Annotated in this window: 14 protein-coding genes; 4 read left to right on the forward strand and 10 right to left on the reverse strand. The window is 66.0% G+C overall.

The window, feature by feature from the left end; all coding sequences use genetic code 11:
* The first annotated feature begins 87 nt into the window (after positions 1-87).
* Positions 88-1,665, forward strand: a complete 1,578-nt coding sequence (locus AWC17_RS33765) for a multicopper oxidase family protein (protein WP_085165722.1) — start codon at positions 88-90, stop codon at positions 1,663-1,665.
* Here the strand turns inward: AWC17_RS33765 and AWC17_RS31435 are convergent.
* Genes AWC17_RS31435 through AWC17_RS31470 form a run of 8 tightly spaced genes read right to left on the reverse strand, consistent with a single transcriptional unit; the run spans position 1,662 to position 10,811 of the window.
* Positions 1,662-2,486 carry an alpha/beta fold hydrolase gene (locus tag AWC17_RS31435; RefSeq protein WP_046182229.1) on the reverse strand — a complete coding sequence of 275 codons (825 nt, stop codon included), beginning with the start codon at positions 2,484-2,486 and terminating at the stop codon, positions 1,662-1,664. The genes AWC17_RS33765 and AWC17_RS31435 overlap by 4 nt on opposite strands.
* Complete coding sequence (locus tag AWC17_RS31440; RefSeq protein ID WP_046182228.1) at positions 2,486-3,484, reverse strand: cyclase family protein; 999 nt, start codon at positions 3,482-3,484, stop codon at positions 2,486-2,488. Before AWC17_RS31440 ends, AWC17_RS31435 begins: the two co-directional genes overlap by 1 nt.
* Positions 3,462-4,301, reverse strand: coding sequence for a coniferyl-alcohol dehydrogenase (locus tag AWC17_RS31445; RefSeq protein WP_046182227.1), 840 nt, complete (start codon positions 4,299-4,301; stop codon positions 3,462-3,464). The genes AWC17_RS31440 and AWC17_RS31445 overlap by 23 nt, the downstream gene beginning before the upstream one ends.
* A gap of 20 nt (positions 4,302-4,321) precedes the next feature.
* A complete protein-coding gene (locus AWC17_RS31450; RefSeq protein ID WP_046182226.1) occupies positions 4,322-5,626 on the reverse strand; it encodes an LLM class flavin-dependent oxidoreductase in 1,305 nt (434 codons plus the stop codon).
* Between the two features lie 2 nt (positions 5,627-5,628).
* On the reverse strand, positions 5,629-7,356 hold the full coding sequence (locus AWC17_RS31455) for an FAD-binding protein (protein WP_046182238.1): 1,728 nt from the start codon (positions 7,354-7,356) through the stop codon (positions 5,629-5,631).
* A gap of 8 nt (positions 7,357-7,364) precedes the next feature.
* The gene (locus AWC17_RS31460; RefSeq protein WP_046182225.1) at positions 7,365-8,282 is read right to left on the reverse strand and encodes a 3-carboxyethylcatechol 2,3-dioxygenase; all 918 of its coding nucleotides are present in this window, start codon (positions 8,280-8,282) and stop codon (positions 7,365-7,367) included.
* Positions 8,230-9,948 (reverse strand): bifunctional 3-(3-hydroxy-phenyl)propionate/3-hydroxycinnamic acid hydroxylase, encoded by a 1,719-nt coding sequence (locus AWC17_RS31465; protein ID WP_046182224.1) that lies wholly within the window; start codon positions 9,946-9,948, stop codon positions 8,230-8,232. Before AWC17_RS31465 ends, AWC17_RS31460 begins: the two co-directional genes overlap by 53 nt.
* A complete protein-coding gene (locus AWC17_RS31470; protein ID WP_046182223.1) occupies positions 9,948-10,811 on the reverse strand; it encodes an alpha/beta fold hydrolase in 864 nt (287 codons plus the stop codon). The genes AWC17_RS31465 and AWC17_RS31470 overlap by 1 nt, the downstream gene beginning before the upstream one ends.
* Positions 10,812-10,939: 128 nt before the next feature.
* Here AWC17_RS31470 and AWC17_RS31475 point away from each other — a divergent pair, with 128 nt between their 5' ends.
* Positions 10,940-11,617 (forward strand): IclR family transcriptional regulator, encoded by a 678-nt coding sequence (locus tag AWC17_RS31475; RefSeq protein WP_046182222.1) that lies wholly within the window; start codon positions 10,940-10,942, stop codon positions 11,615-11,617.
* Positions 11,618-11,631: 14 nt separating this feature from the next.
* Positions 11,632-13,245, forward strand: coding sequence for an FAD-dependent oxidoreductase (locus tag AWC17_RS31480; protein WP_046182221.1), 1,614 nt, complete (start codon positions 11,632-11,634; stop codon positions 13,243-13,245).
* Positions 13,246-13,282: 37 nt separating this feature from the next.
* Here AWC17_RS31480 and AWC17_RS31485 read toward each other — a convergent pair whose 3' ends face one another.
* Complete coding sequence (locus AWC17_RS31485) at positions 13,283-14,503, reverse strand: sensor histidine kinase (protein ID WP_046182237.1); 1,221 nt, start codon at positions 14,501-14,503, stop codon at positions 13,283-13,285.
* A 104-nt stretch (positions 14,504-14,607) separates the two neighbouring features.
* Here AWC17_RS31485 and AWC17_RS31490 point away from each other — a divergent pair, with 104 nt between their 5' ends.
* Entirely contained in the window at positions 14,608-15,261 is a 654-nt protein-coding gene (locus AWC17_RS31490; RefSeq protein ID WP_046182220.1) for a response regulator, read from the forward strand.
* On the opposite strand, the gene AWC17_RS31495 is transcribed toward AWC17_RS31490, so the two are convergent.
* A complete protein-coding gene (locus AWC17_RS31495; RefSeq protein ID WP_046182219.1) occupies positions 15,254-16,171 on the reverse strand; it encodes a thiamine pyrophosphate-dependent enzyme in 918 nt (305 codons plus the stop codon). The genes AWC17_RS31490 and AWC17_RS31495 overlap by 8 nt on opposite strands.
* Positions 16,172-16,288 lie beyond the last annotated feature (117 nt).

Genomic DNA, 16,288 nt, shown 5'->3' on the forward strand with positions numbered 1-16,288 from the left:
TGCTCCTTCCATCAGACTTGCCGGTCTTCGAGGGAACCTACGTCCGGATTCTTTTACACCGCGGCAGGGACACGACCGGCCGCCGGCATTGCCGGCGGATTCGCGCTGGTGGCGTGCAGTCAATCCAAGCCCGCCCTATCCGGCAATGCGCAGATGGCCGCCGCCATCGCCGCGGCCGAGGCCGCCCGCCCGCACAGCGGCCGCACCGTCACCGCCAGCCTGACCGCCCAGCAGGTCCAGGTCGACCTGGGTGGGCCGGTCGTCCGCACGCTGGCCTACGGCAACACCATCCCGGGCTCGCCGATCCGCGCTCGCATCGGCGACGAGCTTGTGGTGACGGTGTCGAACCGGCTCGACCATCCGACGTCGGTGCACTGGCACGGCATCGCGCTGCGCAACGACATGGACGGCGCCGCGCCCGCCACTCCGAACATCCCCGCCGGCCAGGACTTCACCTACCGCTTCTCCGTCCCGAATTCGGGCACCTACTGGGCCCATCCGCACACCGACCTGGACGCCGACATGGGCCTGTATCTGCCGGTCATCGTCGACGACCCTACCGAGGGCAACTATGACGCCGAATGGATTGTGGTCCTTGATGATTGGACCGACGGGCTGGGGAAGACGCCGCAGCAGCTCTACACCGAACTGACCAGCCCGAACAAGTCCACCCCGCCAAGCGCCACCGAGACCACGACAACAACGCCGCCCACTACTTCGACGACGTCAACGACCAGCGAGACCCCGACGACAACGTCGAGCAGTGAAACGCCGGCAACCTCGACCAGCCAGACCACGTCGAGCAGTCCGACGACCCCGACGGCCGCCATGCCAGGCGGACCCGTCGGCAAGAGCGACCTGCTTGGCGGCGACGCCGGGGACATCGCGTACCCGTACTATCTGATCAACGGCCGAATCCCGGCCTCCCCCATCACGTTCAACGCGAAGCCGGGCCAGCGCATCCGGATCCGTTTCATCAACACCGGCTCCGACACCACGTTTCGCGTCGCGCTGGCCGGTCACTCGATGACGGTCACCCATACTGACGGCTACCCCGTGGTACCGACCCAAGTCGACGCGCTGCTCATCGGCATGGCCGAGCGCTACGACGTCATCGTGACCGCCGCCGACGGTGTTTTCCCGCTGGTCGCACTCGCGGAAGGAAAGAACGCCATCGCGCGGGCGCTGCTTTCCACGGGGGCGGGCAGCGCGCCCGACCCGGGGTTTCAGCCGGCCGAACTCAACCGGCGGGTGGGCACGGTGGAAATGTTCACGGCGACAACGCCCGTCAACCTGGGTCGGCCGCAGCCCGATCTGAACCTCCCGGTTGTACTGGGCGGCAACATGGTCCAGTACAACTGGACCATCAACGGAAAGCCCTACAGCGACACCGAACCGTTGCACATCCGACAGGGTGAACGGCCCACCATCACGTTTGACAACCCCACGATGATGTATCACCCGATTCACCTGCACGGCCACACGTTCCAGCTGATCAAGGCCGACGGCAGCCCCGGTGCGCGCAAAGACACCCTGATGGTGCTGCCGAAGCAGAAGCTGCTCGCCGTGCTGGTGGCCGACAATCCGGGTTTGTGGCAGTTGCACTGCCACAACACCTATCACCAAGAGGCCGGGATGCAGACCCGGCTGGACTACGTGTTTTAGACGCTCGCGGCGAGGAAGTCGAGCAACCGCTGGTTCACCGTTGCCGACTGCTCGATCTGCGGGCAGTGGCCGGCCTTCTCGACCACGGCCGAACGGGCGCCGTCGATTTCCTTGGCGATCTCGGCGGCCCAGCCGGCCGGAAGAAGCTTGTCGTCTCCCCCCTCGACGACGAGCGTCGGCACGGTGATCCGCTCGTACGGTCGTGTCCTCGAGGGCGTGGCGGACGGTGCGGCGCCCGGGCGACGAAACCGGGCCGCGGCGATGGCCTCCCATGCGCCGGGCGCGGTGCTCGACTCATAGCGGCGCCGCACGTAGTCGTCATCGGCGGGATAGCTCAGGTCGTAGAACAGCGCCTCGACGATGCGCCGCATGCCCGGCAGCGTGGCGTCGTATTGCTGGAGCGCCTCGAAGTGCTGATTCTGTTGAACTTCGCCACCCCCGCAGATGATCGCGAGACTGCGGACGGGCAGCAGCGGCGTGCCCGACGTGGCGTCGGTGAGCAGGTTGATGGCGCCCATCGAGTTGCCCACGAAGTGCGCCGAGTCGAGGCCGAGCAGCTCGCAGAACCGTGCCACGTGCCGAATCCGCATTCCGCGCCCGTCGACGAAATCGACGACTTTCGCCGACTGCCCATAGCCCAGCTGGTCCGGCGCCAGCACTCGGTACGTAGTGGCGAGGGCGGCGATGTTGCGTTCCCAGCCGAGTTCGGCGCTGGCACCGAACTCGCCACCGTGCAGAAGCACCACCGGGTCGCCGTCGCCCGCTTCCAAGTATCCGGTCGTCAGGCCGTCCACCAGCATGGTCTTGCGCTGAAAGTCCATCACTTGATCGCGATCGGGTTGACCGGAGAGCCCACTGCGCCAACAACTCTCAGGGGTGGGGCGACGAGCTGGAACTCGTAGACGCCGTCGGCAGCGCAGTCCTCTGCCAGCGCGGTGAGATCCCAGTATTCGCCGAAGATCATCCCCATGTCGCGCAGGCAGAGCAGATGCAGGGGAAAGGTGATTCCGTCGATGCCGGACACGAGGTCTTCCACCTGAAGGTTGTCGGCGGCCACGGCCGCGATCTCGTGATCGTGCAGCCATTGGGCGCATCGCCAGTCCAGGCCGGAATACCCTTCTGTCTTGTTCCCGGTCATGAGAAATCTTGTCCACCAACCGGTCCGGATCAACACAATGTCGCCTCGCCCGATGGTGACGCCCTGGGCGCGAACCACGTCATCGAGTTCTTCCGGAGAGATCGGGTTTCCGGCTTCGAGGAAGATCTCCGCCCCTCGATGGCGAACCAGGTCCAGCAGCACCCCGCGGGACGTGATGCCCTTGACGTCAACCTTGTCGATGCCGCAATGGTAGGCGCCCATGCTGGTCACCGAATCCGCCGGGAAGCCGTTGTACAGGTAATCGTCGTAGTAGACGTGGGACAACGCATCCCACTGGCTTGCCGCCTGCAACGGCATGATGATGATGTCGTCGTTGAAGCGGAACGGGTTGTCGGCCGTCATGTAGCTACTCAGCTGCTGGGCCAACGGGTTACGCGGCCAGGTCGGCCCGTACTTGGCCAGCGTGTTCACATCGCCGCCGTCGACGGTCATGATGTGCACCGGGTTATGCCGAAACTCGAAGGCGCCCTGCGGACCGGAGGCGCCGAAGTCGACGCCGAGGGGAAACACCTTGCCATGCCTGACCAGGCCGGCGGCCTGGGCGACCTTGTCCGCGGTGATGAAGTTCAGCGTGCCAAGCTCGTCGTCAGCGCCCCACCGTCCCCAATTCGAGACGTCACGCGCGACCCGCCGGAAATCAGTCAAGTCGGCTCGGCTCATCTGGAGGGGCTCCTTTCTCGAGCTCACGAGCGATCGCGGCGCCCACGTTCCCGCCGTCGACCCAGATGATCTGTCCCGTGATGTAGCTGGCTGCACGACTATTCAAGAAGAGCAGCACCGCAGCCTGCTCGGCGGGGTCGGAAACGCGGCCCAAGGGCTTGGGGATGTCGTCGAGGAAGCTCTGCCCGTAGGCCGTCCGGAGCTGGTCCAGGATCGGGGTCTCGGTGACCCCAGGACCGGTGCAGTTGATGCGGATGCCCCGGGCTCCGAACGGCGTGGCACATCGCATGGTGTAGAAGATGATCGCTTCCTTGGACAGTCGGTAGCCGTTGCCCAACGCGCCGGGGTTGCCGTGGCACCAGTCGATGCCCTCTTGCATCGTCGCGGTGTTCAACAGCGGTGCCACCGCCGCGGCATGTTCGTGATAAGCGGCTGCCGCGAGCGAAGACACGCTCACGACGGACGACCCTGCCATCATCTTCGGGACCAGCGCCTCGGTGAGATGGCGCAGCCCCAGGAAGTTGATGGTGGCAACCAGCGCCGGGTCGCCGATCCCGGACGAGACACCCGCGACGTTGAACAGTGCGTCGACCGGCCCGCCGATGCACGCTACGGCACCGTCGATCGACTCGCAGTCGGCGAGATCGACCTCGTGAAACTCGTTGACCTCAAACGACGGTCGGCGCTTGTCCAGGCCGACGACCCCGGCGCCGAGTTCGGTGAGCTGCCGCACCACATGTTCGCCGATGCCCGACGCACAACCGGTCACCACCGCACGGCGGCCGTCGTAACGCCAGAGCTCGTCGATTGATCCCAAGGCTCAGTTGCCTCTCGGTGCTACTTCTTGTTCTGCTCTTCCTTGGCACGCTTCGCCGCCTGCACCCGGCCCTCGTTGATCTCCGCCATGGCTTCGGGGATCTCGCTGGCGGTGAACTTGTCCCGGCCGGTGGGGAGGCCACCGAAAGCATAGGTTTCGTCGAACAGCGGTGCGGTCAGCTTGGGCCGGCGCGCCTCGACCCTTTCGATAACCGGTGCAAGCCGCTTGGCTTTGTCAGCGACCGCTTTCTGGTCACGTTCGATGAACTCGGGCAGCACCTCTTTGCCCATCAGCTCGATGGATTCCATGGTGCCCTCGTGGCTGCGCGGGTTGAGCAGCAGGATGATCTCGTCGACGCCGCTCTCCTCGTAGCCACGCAGGAATTCGCGGACGGTGGCCGGAGATCCGATCGCACCGCGCCCGGGGCCGTAGGCCAGCGTCGGGTCCTTCTCGACCTCTTCGAGATACCGCTTCCACACTCCGGTCCGCCCGGGGGTGTGCATCCCGGTCAGGTAGTAATGCATGATTCCGAACGAGAAGAACCCGCCGCCTTGCCCAAGACGTCGTAGCGCCTCCTCTTCGGTCTTGGCGACCATCATCGACAGGTCCCCACCGATGGCCAGGATGTTCGGGTTGATCTGCGGCGTGATCGGGACACCGTTCTCCTCGAACTCTTTGTAGTAGCCGTTGACCCGGTCGGTGAGCGGCCCAGGACCCGTGTAGGCGAAACTCAGTGCACCGATGCACTTTTGAGCGGCCATCTGTACGCTGGCCGGCCGCGTGCAGGCCACCCAGACTGGCGGATGCGGCTTTTGCAGCGGCTTGGGAATGACGTTACGGGGCGGCATCTGGATTTGATCACCTTTGAAACCCGTGAACGGCTCCTCGATCATGCAGCGGATCGCCACTTCGAGGGATTCCTCCCACTGTGCGCGCTTGTCGGCGGGATCGACATCGAATCCGCCGAGTTCACCGACGGAGGAACCTTCCCCGGTGCCGAACTCGACGCGCCCGTTGGAGAGCAGGTCGATGGTGGCGACGCGTTCGGCTACTCGCGCGGGGTGATTGACCGCGGGCAGCAGGTGCATGATCCCGAAGCCCAACCGGATGTTCTTGGTCCGCTGGCTGGCCGCGGCCAGGAATATCTCCGGCGCCGTCGAGTGACAGTACTCCTCGAGGAAGTGGTGCTCGGTCAGCCAGACCGTGGAGAACCCGGCCTTGTCAGCGGCCTCGACCTCGTCGAGGCACTCCTGCAACAGGACGTGTTCGTCGTCGGGCGCCCAGGGCCGCGGTAGGGCGAATTCGTAGAACAGCGAAATTTTCATTGCTACCTCCTATGAGAATTAAGGGTTCGTTTGGTTGCATGTGCGGCAATGTGATTCGCGGCGACGAAGCCGAAGGTCATCGCGGGCCCGATGGTCGCCCCTGCGCCGGCGTAACTACGTCCCATCACCGGCGCGGAAGTGTTACCCACCGCGTACAGTCCCGGCACCACGGTGTCGTCGTCCCGTAGCACCCGCGCGTATTCGTCGGTACGCAGGCCTCCCGACGTCCCGAGGTCGCCGAGGACGATCCGGAACGCGTAGTACGGCGGATCGCCCAGCGGGTAAAGGTTCGGGTTGGGCAGCGTCGGATCGCCGTAGTAGTTGTCGTAAACGCTGTCGCCGCGGTTGAAGTCGTCGTCGTGACCGTTGCGGGCGAGTTCGTTGAAGCGGCGCGCGGTTTCGGCAAGATTGTCCGCCGGCACGCCGATCCTGGTCGCCATCTCCCCCCACGTCATCGCCGCCTTGACCACGCCCGATTCGAGCCAGGCCGAAGGGACCCTACGGCCGGTGGGCACCGGCGCGCCCGGGATTTTGGGTATCGGCAGGTGGCCGCCAATGACATAGCGATTCCACGACCTGTGGTCGGTGATCAGCCAGCAGGGAATGTGGGTGACCCCGGTTTTCTGTCCGGCGATCATGGCGTGGCCGAAGTCCATGTAGGGCGCCGCCTCGTTGATGAAGCGCTTGCCGTCACCGTTGACGATGAACTGGGCCGGCATCATGCGTTCGTTGAGCATGAATTGCATTCGGCCGTCCGGCCATTGGATGGCGGGAAACCACCACGCCTCGTCGAGCAGCTCGGTTGCGGCCCCGAGCTTTTGGGCCGCACGGATCCCGTCACCCATGGCGGCAGGATTGCCAAAGCTCCAGTCCTGGTCCACAACCGGCAGCAGTTCCTTGCGCCAGGCCAGGTCGTGATCGAAGCCGCCGGAAGCCAGGATGACCCCGAGACGCGCACCGATCCGCTGCGTGCTGCCATCCCTTTCCACCGACGCACCGGTCACCGATCCGTCGGCTTCGGTGAGCAACTCGGTCATGGGCGAGTCCAGCCACAGCGGGACGCCGCGTTCCCTCATGGTCAATCGGAGGCGGGCGGCCAGTGACTGCCCTATCGCCGCCATCCGCTCGCCGAACACGCGCGCCCGGACCATCCGCGAAATCAGCTTGAGCAACACGCCTTTGCCGGCCCAAGATTGCCGGATTCGGTAGAAGGTCCGAAGCTCCTTGGGCCCCAGCCAGATTCCCTTGGGTGCCAACGCCAGGGGCCGGAGGAGCTGCTGCTCGTCGGGGCCCAGCTTTCGCAGGTCGATGGGCGGCACGTTGATCGTGCTGCCGAGTTCGGATCCGCCGGGCAGTTCCGGGTAGTAGTCGGCGTAGCCGGGTTTCCAGACGAACTCACACCATCCGGAGAGCCGTTCGAGGAATCCGAGCATTTTCGGCGCGGACTCGACGTACTGCCGTATCCGCGCTTCGCTGACCAGCCCGTCGGTGATCTGCCGCAGGTATTCCACGACGCCTTCGGGTGCCGGGGCATAGCCCTCCCTGCGCTGGGCGGGCGCCCCGGGCACCCAGATGCCGCCCCCGGAAAGAGCGGTGGAGCCGCCGTAGAACGAGGACTTCTCCACGACCAACGCGTCCAGCCCGGCAGCCTGGGCGGTCAGGGCGGCCGTCATGCCTCCACCGCCCGATCCGACGACGAGTACGTCGACAACGTGGTCGAAGTCGTCCACTGCGGCCGTCATTTCGGCACTGCCGTTCTGATGGCGAAGCCGGCGATCAGTTCGGCGGCCGGTTTGTAGTACCGACCGATGGTTTCGTAGGGTCCCGCGCTCGCCAGCGCCGCGAATGCGGCAACCCATGTCCTGATCTCCTGGGCGGAGCTGCCGCCCTCGTGGGCCACGAACGAGTTGGACCACTGGTCGAGTTCGTCGAGCCAGCCGCCGTCGATGATCTCGAGGAAGCGTTGGTCCCACACCGGGTTTAGGGGCTGCAGGTCGCTGTCGCCGGCGGCGAAACTCTTGGCCGCATCGATCACGGCCGCCTGCCGCGCTTGCCGCTGCTCGGGCGTCATCGGCTGACCGTGCACGATGCGCTCCAGCACCGGCGGCGGCGCGGTCGCCAATGTGGGCACCGGCGGGCTGTGGGAGAGCCCGCCGGATCCCAGCACCAGGACCCGCTTGTCCAGCGTGGCCAGATAGGTGCCGACTGCGGTACCCAGCGCCCGGCAACGATGTAATGGCCCCAGAGGCACGCCGATTGCGTTGATGAAGATGGGTATCACCGGCCGCGAGGCAGCCTCGCCGAACAACTTCTCGAGCGGCTGAACGGTGCCGTGATCCACGTCCATGCAGGCCGAAACCGCGACGTCGACCCCCGCGTCGAGCACCGCTTTCGCGCACTCGGTCGCGAGCTTCTCCGGAACGTCGAGCGGGCCGGCATGGGTGCCGTAGTCCCCTACCCCGTTGGCGCTCGTGCCGATACAGAAGGGCGGCATCATTTTGTAGAAGAACCCGTTGTAGTGGTCCGGGGAAAAGATGGCGACGAGTTCGGGGTCGTAGTCGTCGACGAATTGTCGCGCGTCAGCGATCGCGCCTTCGATGTCGTCAAGCAGGTCCCGCGACGGCCCCGGAAGATTCAGGAGCGGGCTGTGCGACATACAGCACAGAGCCAGTGCCACTTTGCAAATCACCCCCTCGCGGTGTGAGTGTGAGTGCGTCGATGAGCGCGGCGCTCAGGTCGGGGGCGCGCTGCGCGATGCAGGCACCCGCAATGCACCGATCCGGACGCAGGAACAACACCGATTCCTGGTGGGTGTCGAACCAGGATTTGACGGCACCGCCAGAATCGCCCACGACCACGACGTCGGGATCGTCGTGTCCGGTCCAGTGCAGCTGTGTCACGGGCCGCAGCGCAATGAACCGGGCGCCCAGCGCTTTCCAGTTCGCGAAGGCGACGTCACCGAGAATCTTGCGGGGGTTGTTGTTCCAGCACAGCACGGCGAACCAGTCACCAAGCACGTCGTCCAACAACACATTCTGCCGGTCCCGGGTGTCGACCCGAGGCTGGATGAACAGTGTGCCCACCGGCGAGTCGGCCCGGCCGGGAGCGCTGTGCACGACGGCCCCCTGCTCGTAGCGCGGCATCGGCTTGAACCGCATCTCCAGGACATAGCGCTTGAGCGACGGCACAATTGACGCCGACCGCACGAGCAGGTCTCGCGCGCCCGCCACCCTGCGGTTGGTCGGCGAAATCACTCGGCCCACCATGGTGGAAAGGTCGATCATCGCTCGCGCGTGTTTGCGACGCTCTACGTCATAGGTGTCCAGGAGCTTGTCGTCGGCGCGGCCATTCACGACCGCCGCAAGCTTCCAACCCAGATTGGCCGCGTCACGGATCCCGCTGTTGTAACCCTGGCCCTGCCATACGGGCATGAGATGCGCGGCGTCCCCGGCCAGCAACAGGCGGCCCTTGCGGAACGCGCCGGCGATCCGCGAGTGATGGGTGTAGACGCGGCGCCGGATCACGTCGACGCGGTCCGGGTGCGGCACCATCCGGGCCAGCATCTGCGTCAGAAATGCCGGATCTTCTGCCTGCTCGTCGGTTTCGTCGGCGTGAATCATGAATTCGAACCGTCGAATTCCGTGCGCAATCGAAATCGAGGCATAGGGGCGTTCGGGGTCGGCGCCGACCTCGCTGTTGGGGTGGCCGAGCGGGTCGTTGGCGATGTCGACCACCAGCCACCGGGTCGACGATGTCGTCCCGTCGAAAGACACGCCCATAGTGCGGCGCGTCATGCTGCGACCACCGTCGCAGCCGACCACGTAACGCGCTCGCAGGCTGGACGTTTCGTGGTCGCCCTCACCCCCGAGTTCGACCGTCACCCCGTCGGCGTCTTCCTGACACGCCGTCATCGGACGTCCCCACCACACCTCGACGTGCTCGAATCGCTCCAGCCCGGCCAGCAATTCGGCGTCGACGAGCGGTTGCACGAAACCATTGCGCTTCGGCCAGCCGAAACGCGCGTCGGGCGGTGCCATTTCGGCGAGCACGCGCCGCTTAGCGTCGACGAACCGCAGGATCTGGTTGGGCACCGTGTGGGGTACGACCCGATCGGCCAGCCCGACCGACTGGAACGTCCGCAACGCCTCGTCGTCGAGCCCTACCCCGCGCGGATAGTCGATCAGCGTGTCGCGTTCATCGACCACCACCGTGCGGATGCCCTGCAGGCCAAGGATATTGGCCAACGTCAAGCCGACCGGGCCCGCGCCGACCACGACAACGTCGGCCTGGATACCTGCCGGCTCGCGCCCCGCGTCGACCATCACCGCCCCAACAGGAAGTCGAGATGCAGACGATTGAAGGTCTTGGGGTCCTCGTACTGCGGCCAGTGGCCGCAGCCGGGCATCACCTCGAAGCGCGCATTGGGGATCATCGACGCGATGCGCCGGCCCTCGGTCACGTCCGCGGTGGGGTCGTCACTGGTCCACAGCACCAGTGTCGGCGCGGTGATCGCACCGTATTCGTCCGGGCCGATGATGTTGCGCGCCCGGATCTCGGGATCCTGCAGCGCCATGATGTCGCGCATCGCGTCGACGAATCCCGGCTGGCGATAGACGCGTTGGCGGCTGGCCACCAGGTCGTCGTAGTTCTTGGACTTGTCGGCCATCAACCACTTGATCCGCGCTTGCACCGTCTCCCAGGTCGGGTCTTCGGCGGCGGCCATGGACAGGGTAATGATCCGTTTCATCACCACCGGGTCGGCCTGGGAGCCGCCGGCGGTGTTGAGGACGAGCCGGTCGACCACGTCGGGGTGGTCGATGGCGGCGCGGGCGGCCACCCAGCCGCCCAGCGATTCACCGCTGATGCAAGCCCGATCGACGCCGATGGTGCGCAGGACGGCCATCAGGTGCTCCACGTAGTGGCGAACTTCCAGCGGGTGGCCGGGCTTGCCGGAGTAGCCGTGGCCCAGCATGTCGATCGACCAGGTCCAGAAATGCTCCGCGTGCGCGGCCAGGTTGCGGACGTACGCCTCGGCGTGACCGCCGGATCCGTGCAACAGAACCAGCACCGGCTTGCCTGGGTCACCCGCCCGCAGATAGCGCGTCCGCACTCCCCCGGCGTCCAGGTAACCCTGCTCAAAGGCGACGCCCTGAAGGTCGCTCCAGATGCTCTCGAACTCCGCCACGGTTCCTCTCTGGCCTTCAGATCGTGGAAATCGTATTCTCGTTCTTGACGTACTTCGTGTGCTAATATCGCACACTGGCGTGCGTTATTAATAGAGCTTCGCTCTCGCAGGGGAGGTCTGTCAAGGCTGTGGCAGGTTCGGCGACGGGTTCGCAGACGCTGGCCAGGGGACTGACCGCGCTGCAAATGATCGCGGATTCCCCCAGCGGGCTAACCGTGCAACAGCTCGCCGACCAGGTCGGGGTGCATCGCACCATCGCCTATCGGCTGCTGACGACGCTCGCCGAATTTCGTTTGGTGGCCAAAGGAGAGGACGGTCGCTACCGGCCGGCTTCCGGGCTCGCCGTTCTCGGCGCATCGTTCGACCGCAACGTGCGCCAAGTCAGCCTGCCGACGCTGCGCGCACTCGCCGACGAGCTCGGCACCACGGTGTCGTTGCTCATCGCCGAGGGCGACCAGCAGGTGGCCATCGCGGTGATCGTGCCGAGCCACGTCGCCTACCAACTGTCCTTCCACGAGGGAAGTCGATACCCGCTCGAACGGGGTGCCGCCGGAATCGCCTTGCTCGCGAGCATGCCGCCGCGCCCGGGGGAACGAGACCTGGTCACCCGCGCTCGCGAGAGCGGCTGGGTGAGCACCTACGGGGAGATCGAACCGAACACTTATGGCCTGGCCGTGGCGGTGCGCCGCCACCCGCCCTCCCCGCCGACTTGCATCAACCTCATCTCCCACCGGGAAGACGTGGTGATGCGTGGAAAAGATGCGGTCGTCAAAGCCGCGAAGCAGTTGTCCGAGCTGCTGAGCTGAAGGGATAACAATCCATGTCGTGGGACATGCAAGTCGACGTAGTCGTGCTCGGCACTGGTGGCGCCGGGCTTACCGCCGCCCTGTCAGCGGTGGCGGCCGGGGCATCGGTGGAGGTCTTCGAAAAGGCGTCGACCGTCGGCGGGACCACCGCGGTGTCGGGCGGCGTCGTGTGGATCCCCGCTCACAACCGTTCCCCCGACGGCGAATTGACGCCCGCCGAAGCATTGCGATACCTGCGCGCGCAGTCCCTGGGGTCGATGGACGACGAGTTGGTCGAAACCTTCGTGTACACCGGCCCGGCGATGCTCGACTTCGTTGAGGCACATAGTGGTTTGCGCTTCGAGATCGCCACTGGCTTCCCCGATTACCGACCGGAGCTGCCAGGGGGACAGCCCGGCGGAGGCCGGTCGCTGAGCGCGGGGCCGTTCGACCTGAACCAGATCGGCGAGTGGGGCAATCGGATCACCTCGTTTCCCGCCGATTGGTCCAACGTCGGTATCGACGCCGAAACGAGGGCGCGCCTGCACGTGACGATCGACGAAGGCAGCGACCTATGCGTCGCCGGCGCCGCGCTGATTGCGGGTCTGCTCAAGGGATTACTCGACGCCGGGGTCACACCGCACACGAACGCGCGCGCCGAACAACTCATTGCCGAGGACGGAGAAATCACCGGGGTGCGGATCGGCCTTCAGGGACGCACCATCAGCGTCCGCGCCCGGCGCGGCGTCATCCTCGGCACCGGCGGCTTCGAATGGGATCCGGCTCTGGCGCAGGCCTTTCTGCGTGGCCCGATGCATGGTGCGGTCTCTCCGCCCAACAACACCGGGGATGGCCTGCGCATGGCGATGGCGCACGGCGCGGACCTGGCCAACATGGGCGAAGCATGGTGGGTACCGATCGTCCAGATCCCCGGCGACACGATCGAAGGCAAGCCACGCAGTCGCAGCGTGCGGCTGGAACGAACGCGGCCAAGGAGCATCATCGTCAACTCGGCGGGGCGCCGCTTCGTCAACGAGGCGTGCGATTACAACTCCATGGCCGGCGCCTTCCACTACCTCGATCCCCGCGACGGGTACGTCAACGACCGCGGATGGATGGTGTTCGATTCAATTCACCTGCAGCGCTACGGATTCCTGGGCATCGAACCGGGGCAGCCCGTTCCGGACTGGTTCTGCGAGTCGGCGGACCTCGCCGAGTTAGCCGCCAAGACCGGCATCGACGCGGACGGCTTGACCCACACGATCGAGACCTGGAACCGCCACGTGGCCGCCGGCTCCGATCCCGAATTCGGGCGCGGCTCCAGCGCCTACGACGGGTATTGGGGTGACGACACCGCGACGACACTCGCCGGCAAGACCCTCGGCCCGATCGACACCGCTCCCTTCTATGCGGTGCCGGTGTGCATCGGCGCCATGGGCACCAAGGGCGGCCCGCGCACCGACCGCGACGGACGCGTGCTGCACGTCGGCGGTGAGCCGATACCCGGCCTTTTCGCCGCCGGCAACGCGATGGGTGGTGTCACCGGACGCGCCTACGGTGGGGCTGGTGGAACGCTGGGCCCGGCAATGGTTTTCGGCTACCGAGCCGGCCACGCGGCCGCCACCGGGAAGTCCGTCGACCTGAAATAGCCGGCCCACGCGCGCCTTGCGGTGAGCCGTGCGCAACTTATCTGGGGATCGGCAACTCGACGCAGATGTGGGTGCCCACCGGGACATCGAGAAAGGCAAACGTTCCCCCGGCGGCTTCCACGCGCGCCCGGTGCGACGCCAACCCGATGTGCCCCTCGCCCAAGCGGCGCGCCACCGTCTCGTCATCGAATCCCACGCCGTCGTCGGCCACGTGCAAGACGCACGTCTCATCGGTGATCCCGAGCATGACCGAGGCGCTGCGGGCCTGCGAATGTTTCACGATGTTGGACAGCAACTCGCGCAGCACACCAAATACGACGGGGTCGATTCCGCTGCGAATCGGGTAATCGATGTCAGTCGAAATATCGATGCCTGACCGCTGGGCGGTGAGCACGGCCAGCTGCTGCACCGCGGCCGCCAGCCCGACCTGCTCGAGGACGGCGGGATGCAGCTCGAAGGTCGCCTGCCGCAGATGCTCCGACGCCATCTGAAGACCGGCCAGCGCACGCTCGACGCGGTCATCGCCGGGCAATTCCGCGCCCAACTCGACGAGCTCTTGGCGCACCGCCAAGATGTCCTGCAGCGGCCCATCGTGAATGGACTCCGAGATCCGCCGCTGCTCGACGTCGGACGCGGTCATCGTCTGAGCGAGCAGTTCTTCGCGCAGCGTGCTGAGCCCGGCTACCGACCGGGTATGCCGCTCCTCGACGCGAACGGCAACAAATGCCGTGACACACAAGAATCCGTAGAGCAAGAACCGAAATGTGGCCTCGGTGACGCCGATCGTGCCGACCATTTCCGGGTCCTCGAGCACCGCGATTGCGAACCCCACCAGCGAGAAGATCAGCACCACCGCCGCCCGCCGGGACGAGACGTCGAGGCCTATCAGGATCGGCAGCGCCGTCATGATGAGCAGCGGATGGAGTCCGTTGGTCGACAACACTTGAAAGACCGTCAGCACGACAACATCGATGACCGTGAACGCAAACGGCTCCAGGCGGCCAACCTCGACCAACCGGCCCCGTCCGAGCCATCGTCGGCTCCGGGAGAAGGCCAGCGCCAGCGCGCACAGCGCGACCGCCGCGTACACGGCAATCAGCAGAGTTTGCTGAGCCCACTCGGATCGGCGGGTGTCGCTGAGCATCGCAGCGATCATCAAGCCCACCACACCGATCCGAAGGACCGACGCGATTCGGTACGAGCGCACCTGATGAAGCCTGCGCACCCGACCCAGTTCCACGTCACTGGCGACCGCCACGCGAACACAGTACTCATCCGCGGCGGTTCCCTCCGGGCAAAGCGCGCCGACGCGCATCAGAGTTTCCGCAGATCGCGGTCGCTTTGCGGGCTAGACTCATCGCCATGGCCAGCCCAGCAACACCCGAAAAGGTGCGGGTGGTTGTTGGTGACGATCACCCGCTCTTTCGTGAAGGCGTGGTGCGTGCGCTTTCGTCGAGCGGTTCGGTGAATGTCGTCGGCGAGGCAGAGGACGGCTCGGCGGCACTGGAATTGATCAAGGAGCACCTGCCCAATGTCGCTCTGCTCGATTACCGGATGCCCGGCATGGATGGTGGGCAGGTGGCGGCGGCGGTGCGAAGTCAAGGTTTGCCGACCCGCGTGCTGCTGATTTCGGCGCACGATGAGCCTGCCATCGTCTACCAGGCACTGCAGCAGGGCGCCGCCGGGTTCGTGCTGAAGGATTCGACGCGCAGCGAAATCGTGAAGGCCGTGCTCGACTGCGCGCAGGGCCGCGACGTGGTGGCGTCGGCGCTTGTGGGGGGCCTTACCGCAGAGATCCGTCACCGGGCGGAACCGACGGGACCCGTGCTCAGCGCGCGAGAACGCGAGGTGCTCAACCGGATTGCGCGTGGTCAAAGCATTCCGGTGATCGCGGGTGAGCTGTACGTCGCTCCCTCGACGGTCAAAACGCACGTGCAACGCCTGTACGAGAAGCTCGGCGTCAGCGATCGCGCGGCCGCCGTAGCCGAGGCGATGCGGCAAGGCCTGCTCAGCTAGCAGCCGACCAGTGGTCGGGCTCGCTGACCGACGCCGCCGGACCCGCCGCCCGCAGCTGCGCGTTCGCGAAGGCCGCGGCCTCGCCCACCAGGTGCCGAGCGCGGCGTTCCACCTCGTAGAGGTGTCCGGCGCTCACGCCGGCGCGGGTCAGCTCTCGCCTGGCGAAGACCAAGGGATCGACTCCGGCAGGGTGGTTGGTCCGGTAGGTGACCGCCTCGACCATGGTGGGGCCGTCGCCGGCGCTCGCTCGGTGCACCGCTTGGGCGACCGAGTCATACACCGCCCCAACGTTCTTGCCGTCCACCGACAGCACGGGCAATCCGTGGCGCTCGCGCGGGCCGCGGCGCACACCGGATGCGTCGCGAACGTTCTCGACGACGAACACCACCGGAAGACGCCACGACAGCGCTATGGTCGCGGCCGATTTGAACTCGGCGGAATTCACGGCGTCATCCCCGATGACACACAGCGTGACCTTGCCTTCACCGGCCACCTGCTGCGAATAGGCATCGCCGAGCGCGAACAAGATGGATTGCCGCAACGGGTTCGTAGTGGCAAAGATTTGCTTCCATTCGGCCGCGAACGGACTTTCCTTCACACCGGCGGCCACGGCCCGGCTTGGGGCGATCATCTCGGCGATGGCCGGGCCCAACGGAAGCGTAAGACCGACCTGCTGGGCGTGCTCGAAATGGCGGATTGCGGTGCTCATGATGTCGCCCGGTCGAAGCGCCGCGATGGTGCCGACGGCCACGGCCTCCTGGCCGAACGCGGCCACCATGGGTCCGTTGAGCAGACCGTCGATGCGCGACTCTTCCAGTGCCATGTCAAGCAGTCGTAGCACCCACATCCGGCGGTACAGCTCCAGCTGTTCACCGACGTTTGCGGCCGACTTTGCGGGTGTGCGGGCCATGTGCCGGTCTCCTAACTCTCTGCCGTGTTGGACACAAGATCAACCTAGGGAGATTGGTGCGGCCGGACCTCCGCCGATCGGTCCGCAACGGGGATGAATCCCCGTTCCCCCAATCGG

This window comes from Mycobacterium nebraskense (genome assembly GCF_002102255.1).
In the GTDB taxonomy this organism is placed as follows: domain Bacteria; phylum Actinomycetota; class Actinomycetes; order Mycobacteriales; family Mycobacteriaceae; genus Mycobacterium; species Mycobacterium nebraskense.

Bases quoted from the DNA above. Each gene is read 5' to 3' on its own strand.
- AWC17_RS31480 (WP_046182221.1), top strand. From the start codon at position 11,632: ATGTCGTGGGACATGCAAGTCGACGTAGTCGTGCTCGGCACTGGTGGC.
- AWC17_RS31465 (WP_046182224.1), bottom strand. From the start codon at position 9,948: ATGGTCGACGCGGGGCGCGAGCCGGCAGGTATCCAGGCCGACGTTGTC.
- AWC17_RS31440 (WP_046182228.1), bottom strand. From the start codon at position 3,484: ATGAGCCGAGCCGACTTGACTGATTTCCGGCGGGTCGCGCGTGACGTC.
- AWC17_RS31490 (WP_046182220.1), top strand. From the start codon at position 14,608: ATGGCCAGCCCAGCAACACCCGAAAAGGTGCGGGTGGTTGTTGGTGAC.
- AWC17_RS31460 (WP_046182225.1), bottom strand. From the start codon at position 8,282: ATGTCGCACAGCCCGCTCCTGAATCTTCCGGGGCCGTCGCGGGACCTG.
- AWC17_RS31435 (WP_046182229.1), bottom strand. From the start codon at position 2,486: ATGGACTTTCAGCGCAAGACCATGCTGGTGGACGGCCTGACGACCGGA.
- AWC17_RS31450 (WP_046182226.1), bottom strand. From the start codon at position 5,626: ATGAAAATTTCGCTGTTCTACGAATTCGCCCTACCGCGGCCCTGGGCG.
- AWC17_RS31495 (WP_046182219.1), bottom strand. From the start codon at position 16,171: ATGGCCCGCACACCCGCAAAGTCGGCCGCAAACGTCGGTGAACAGCTG.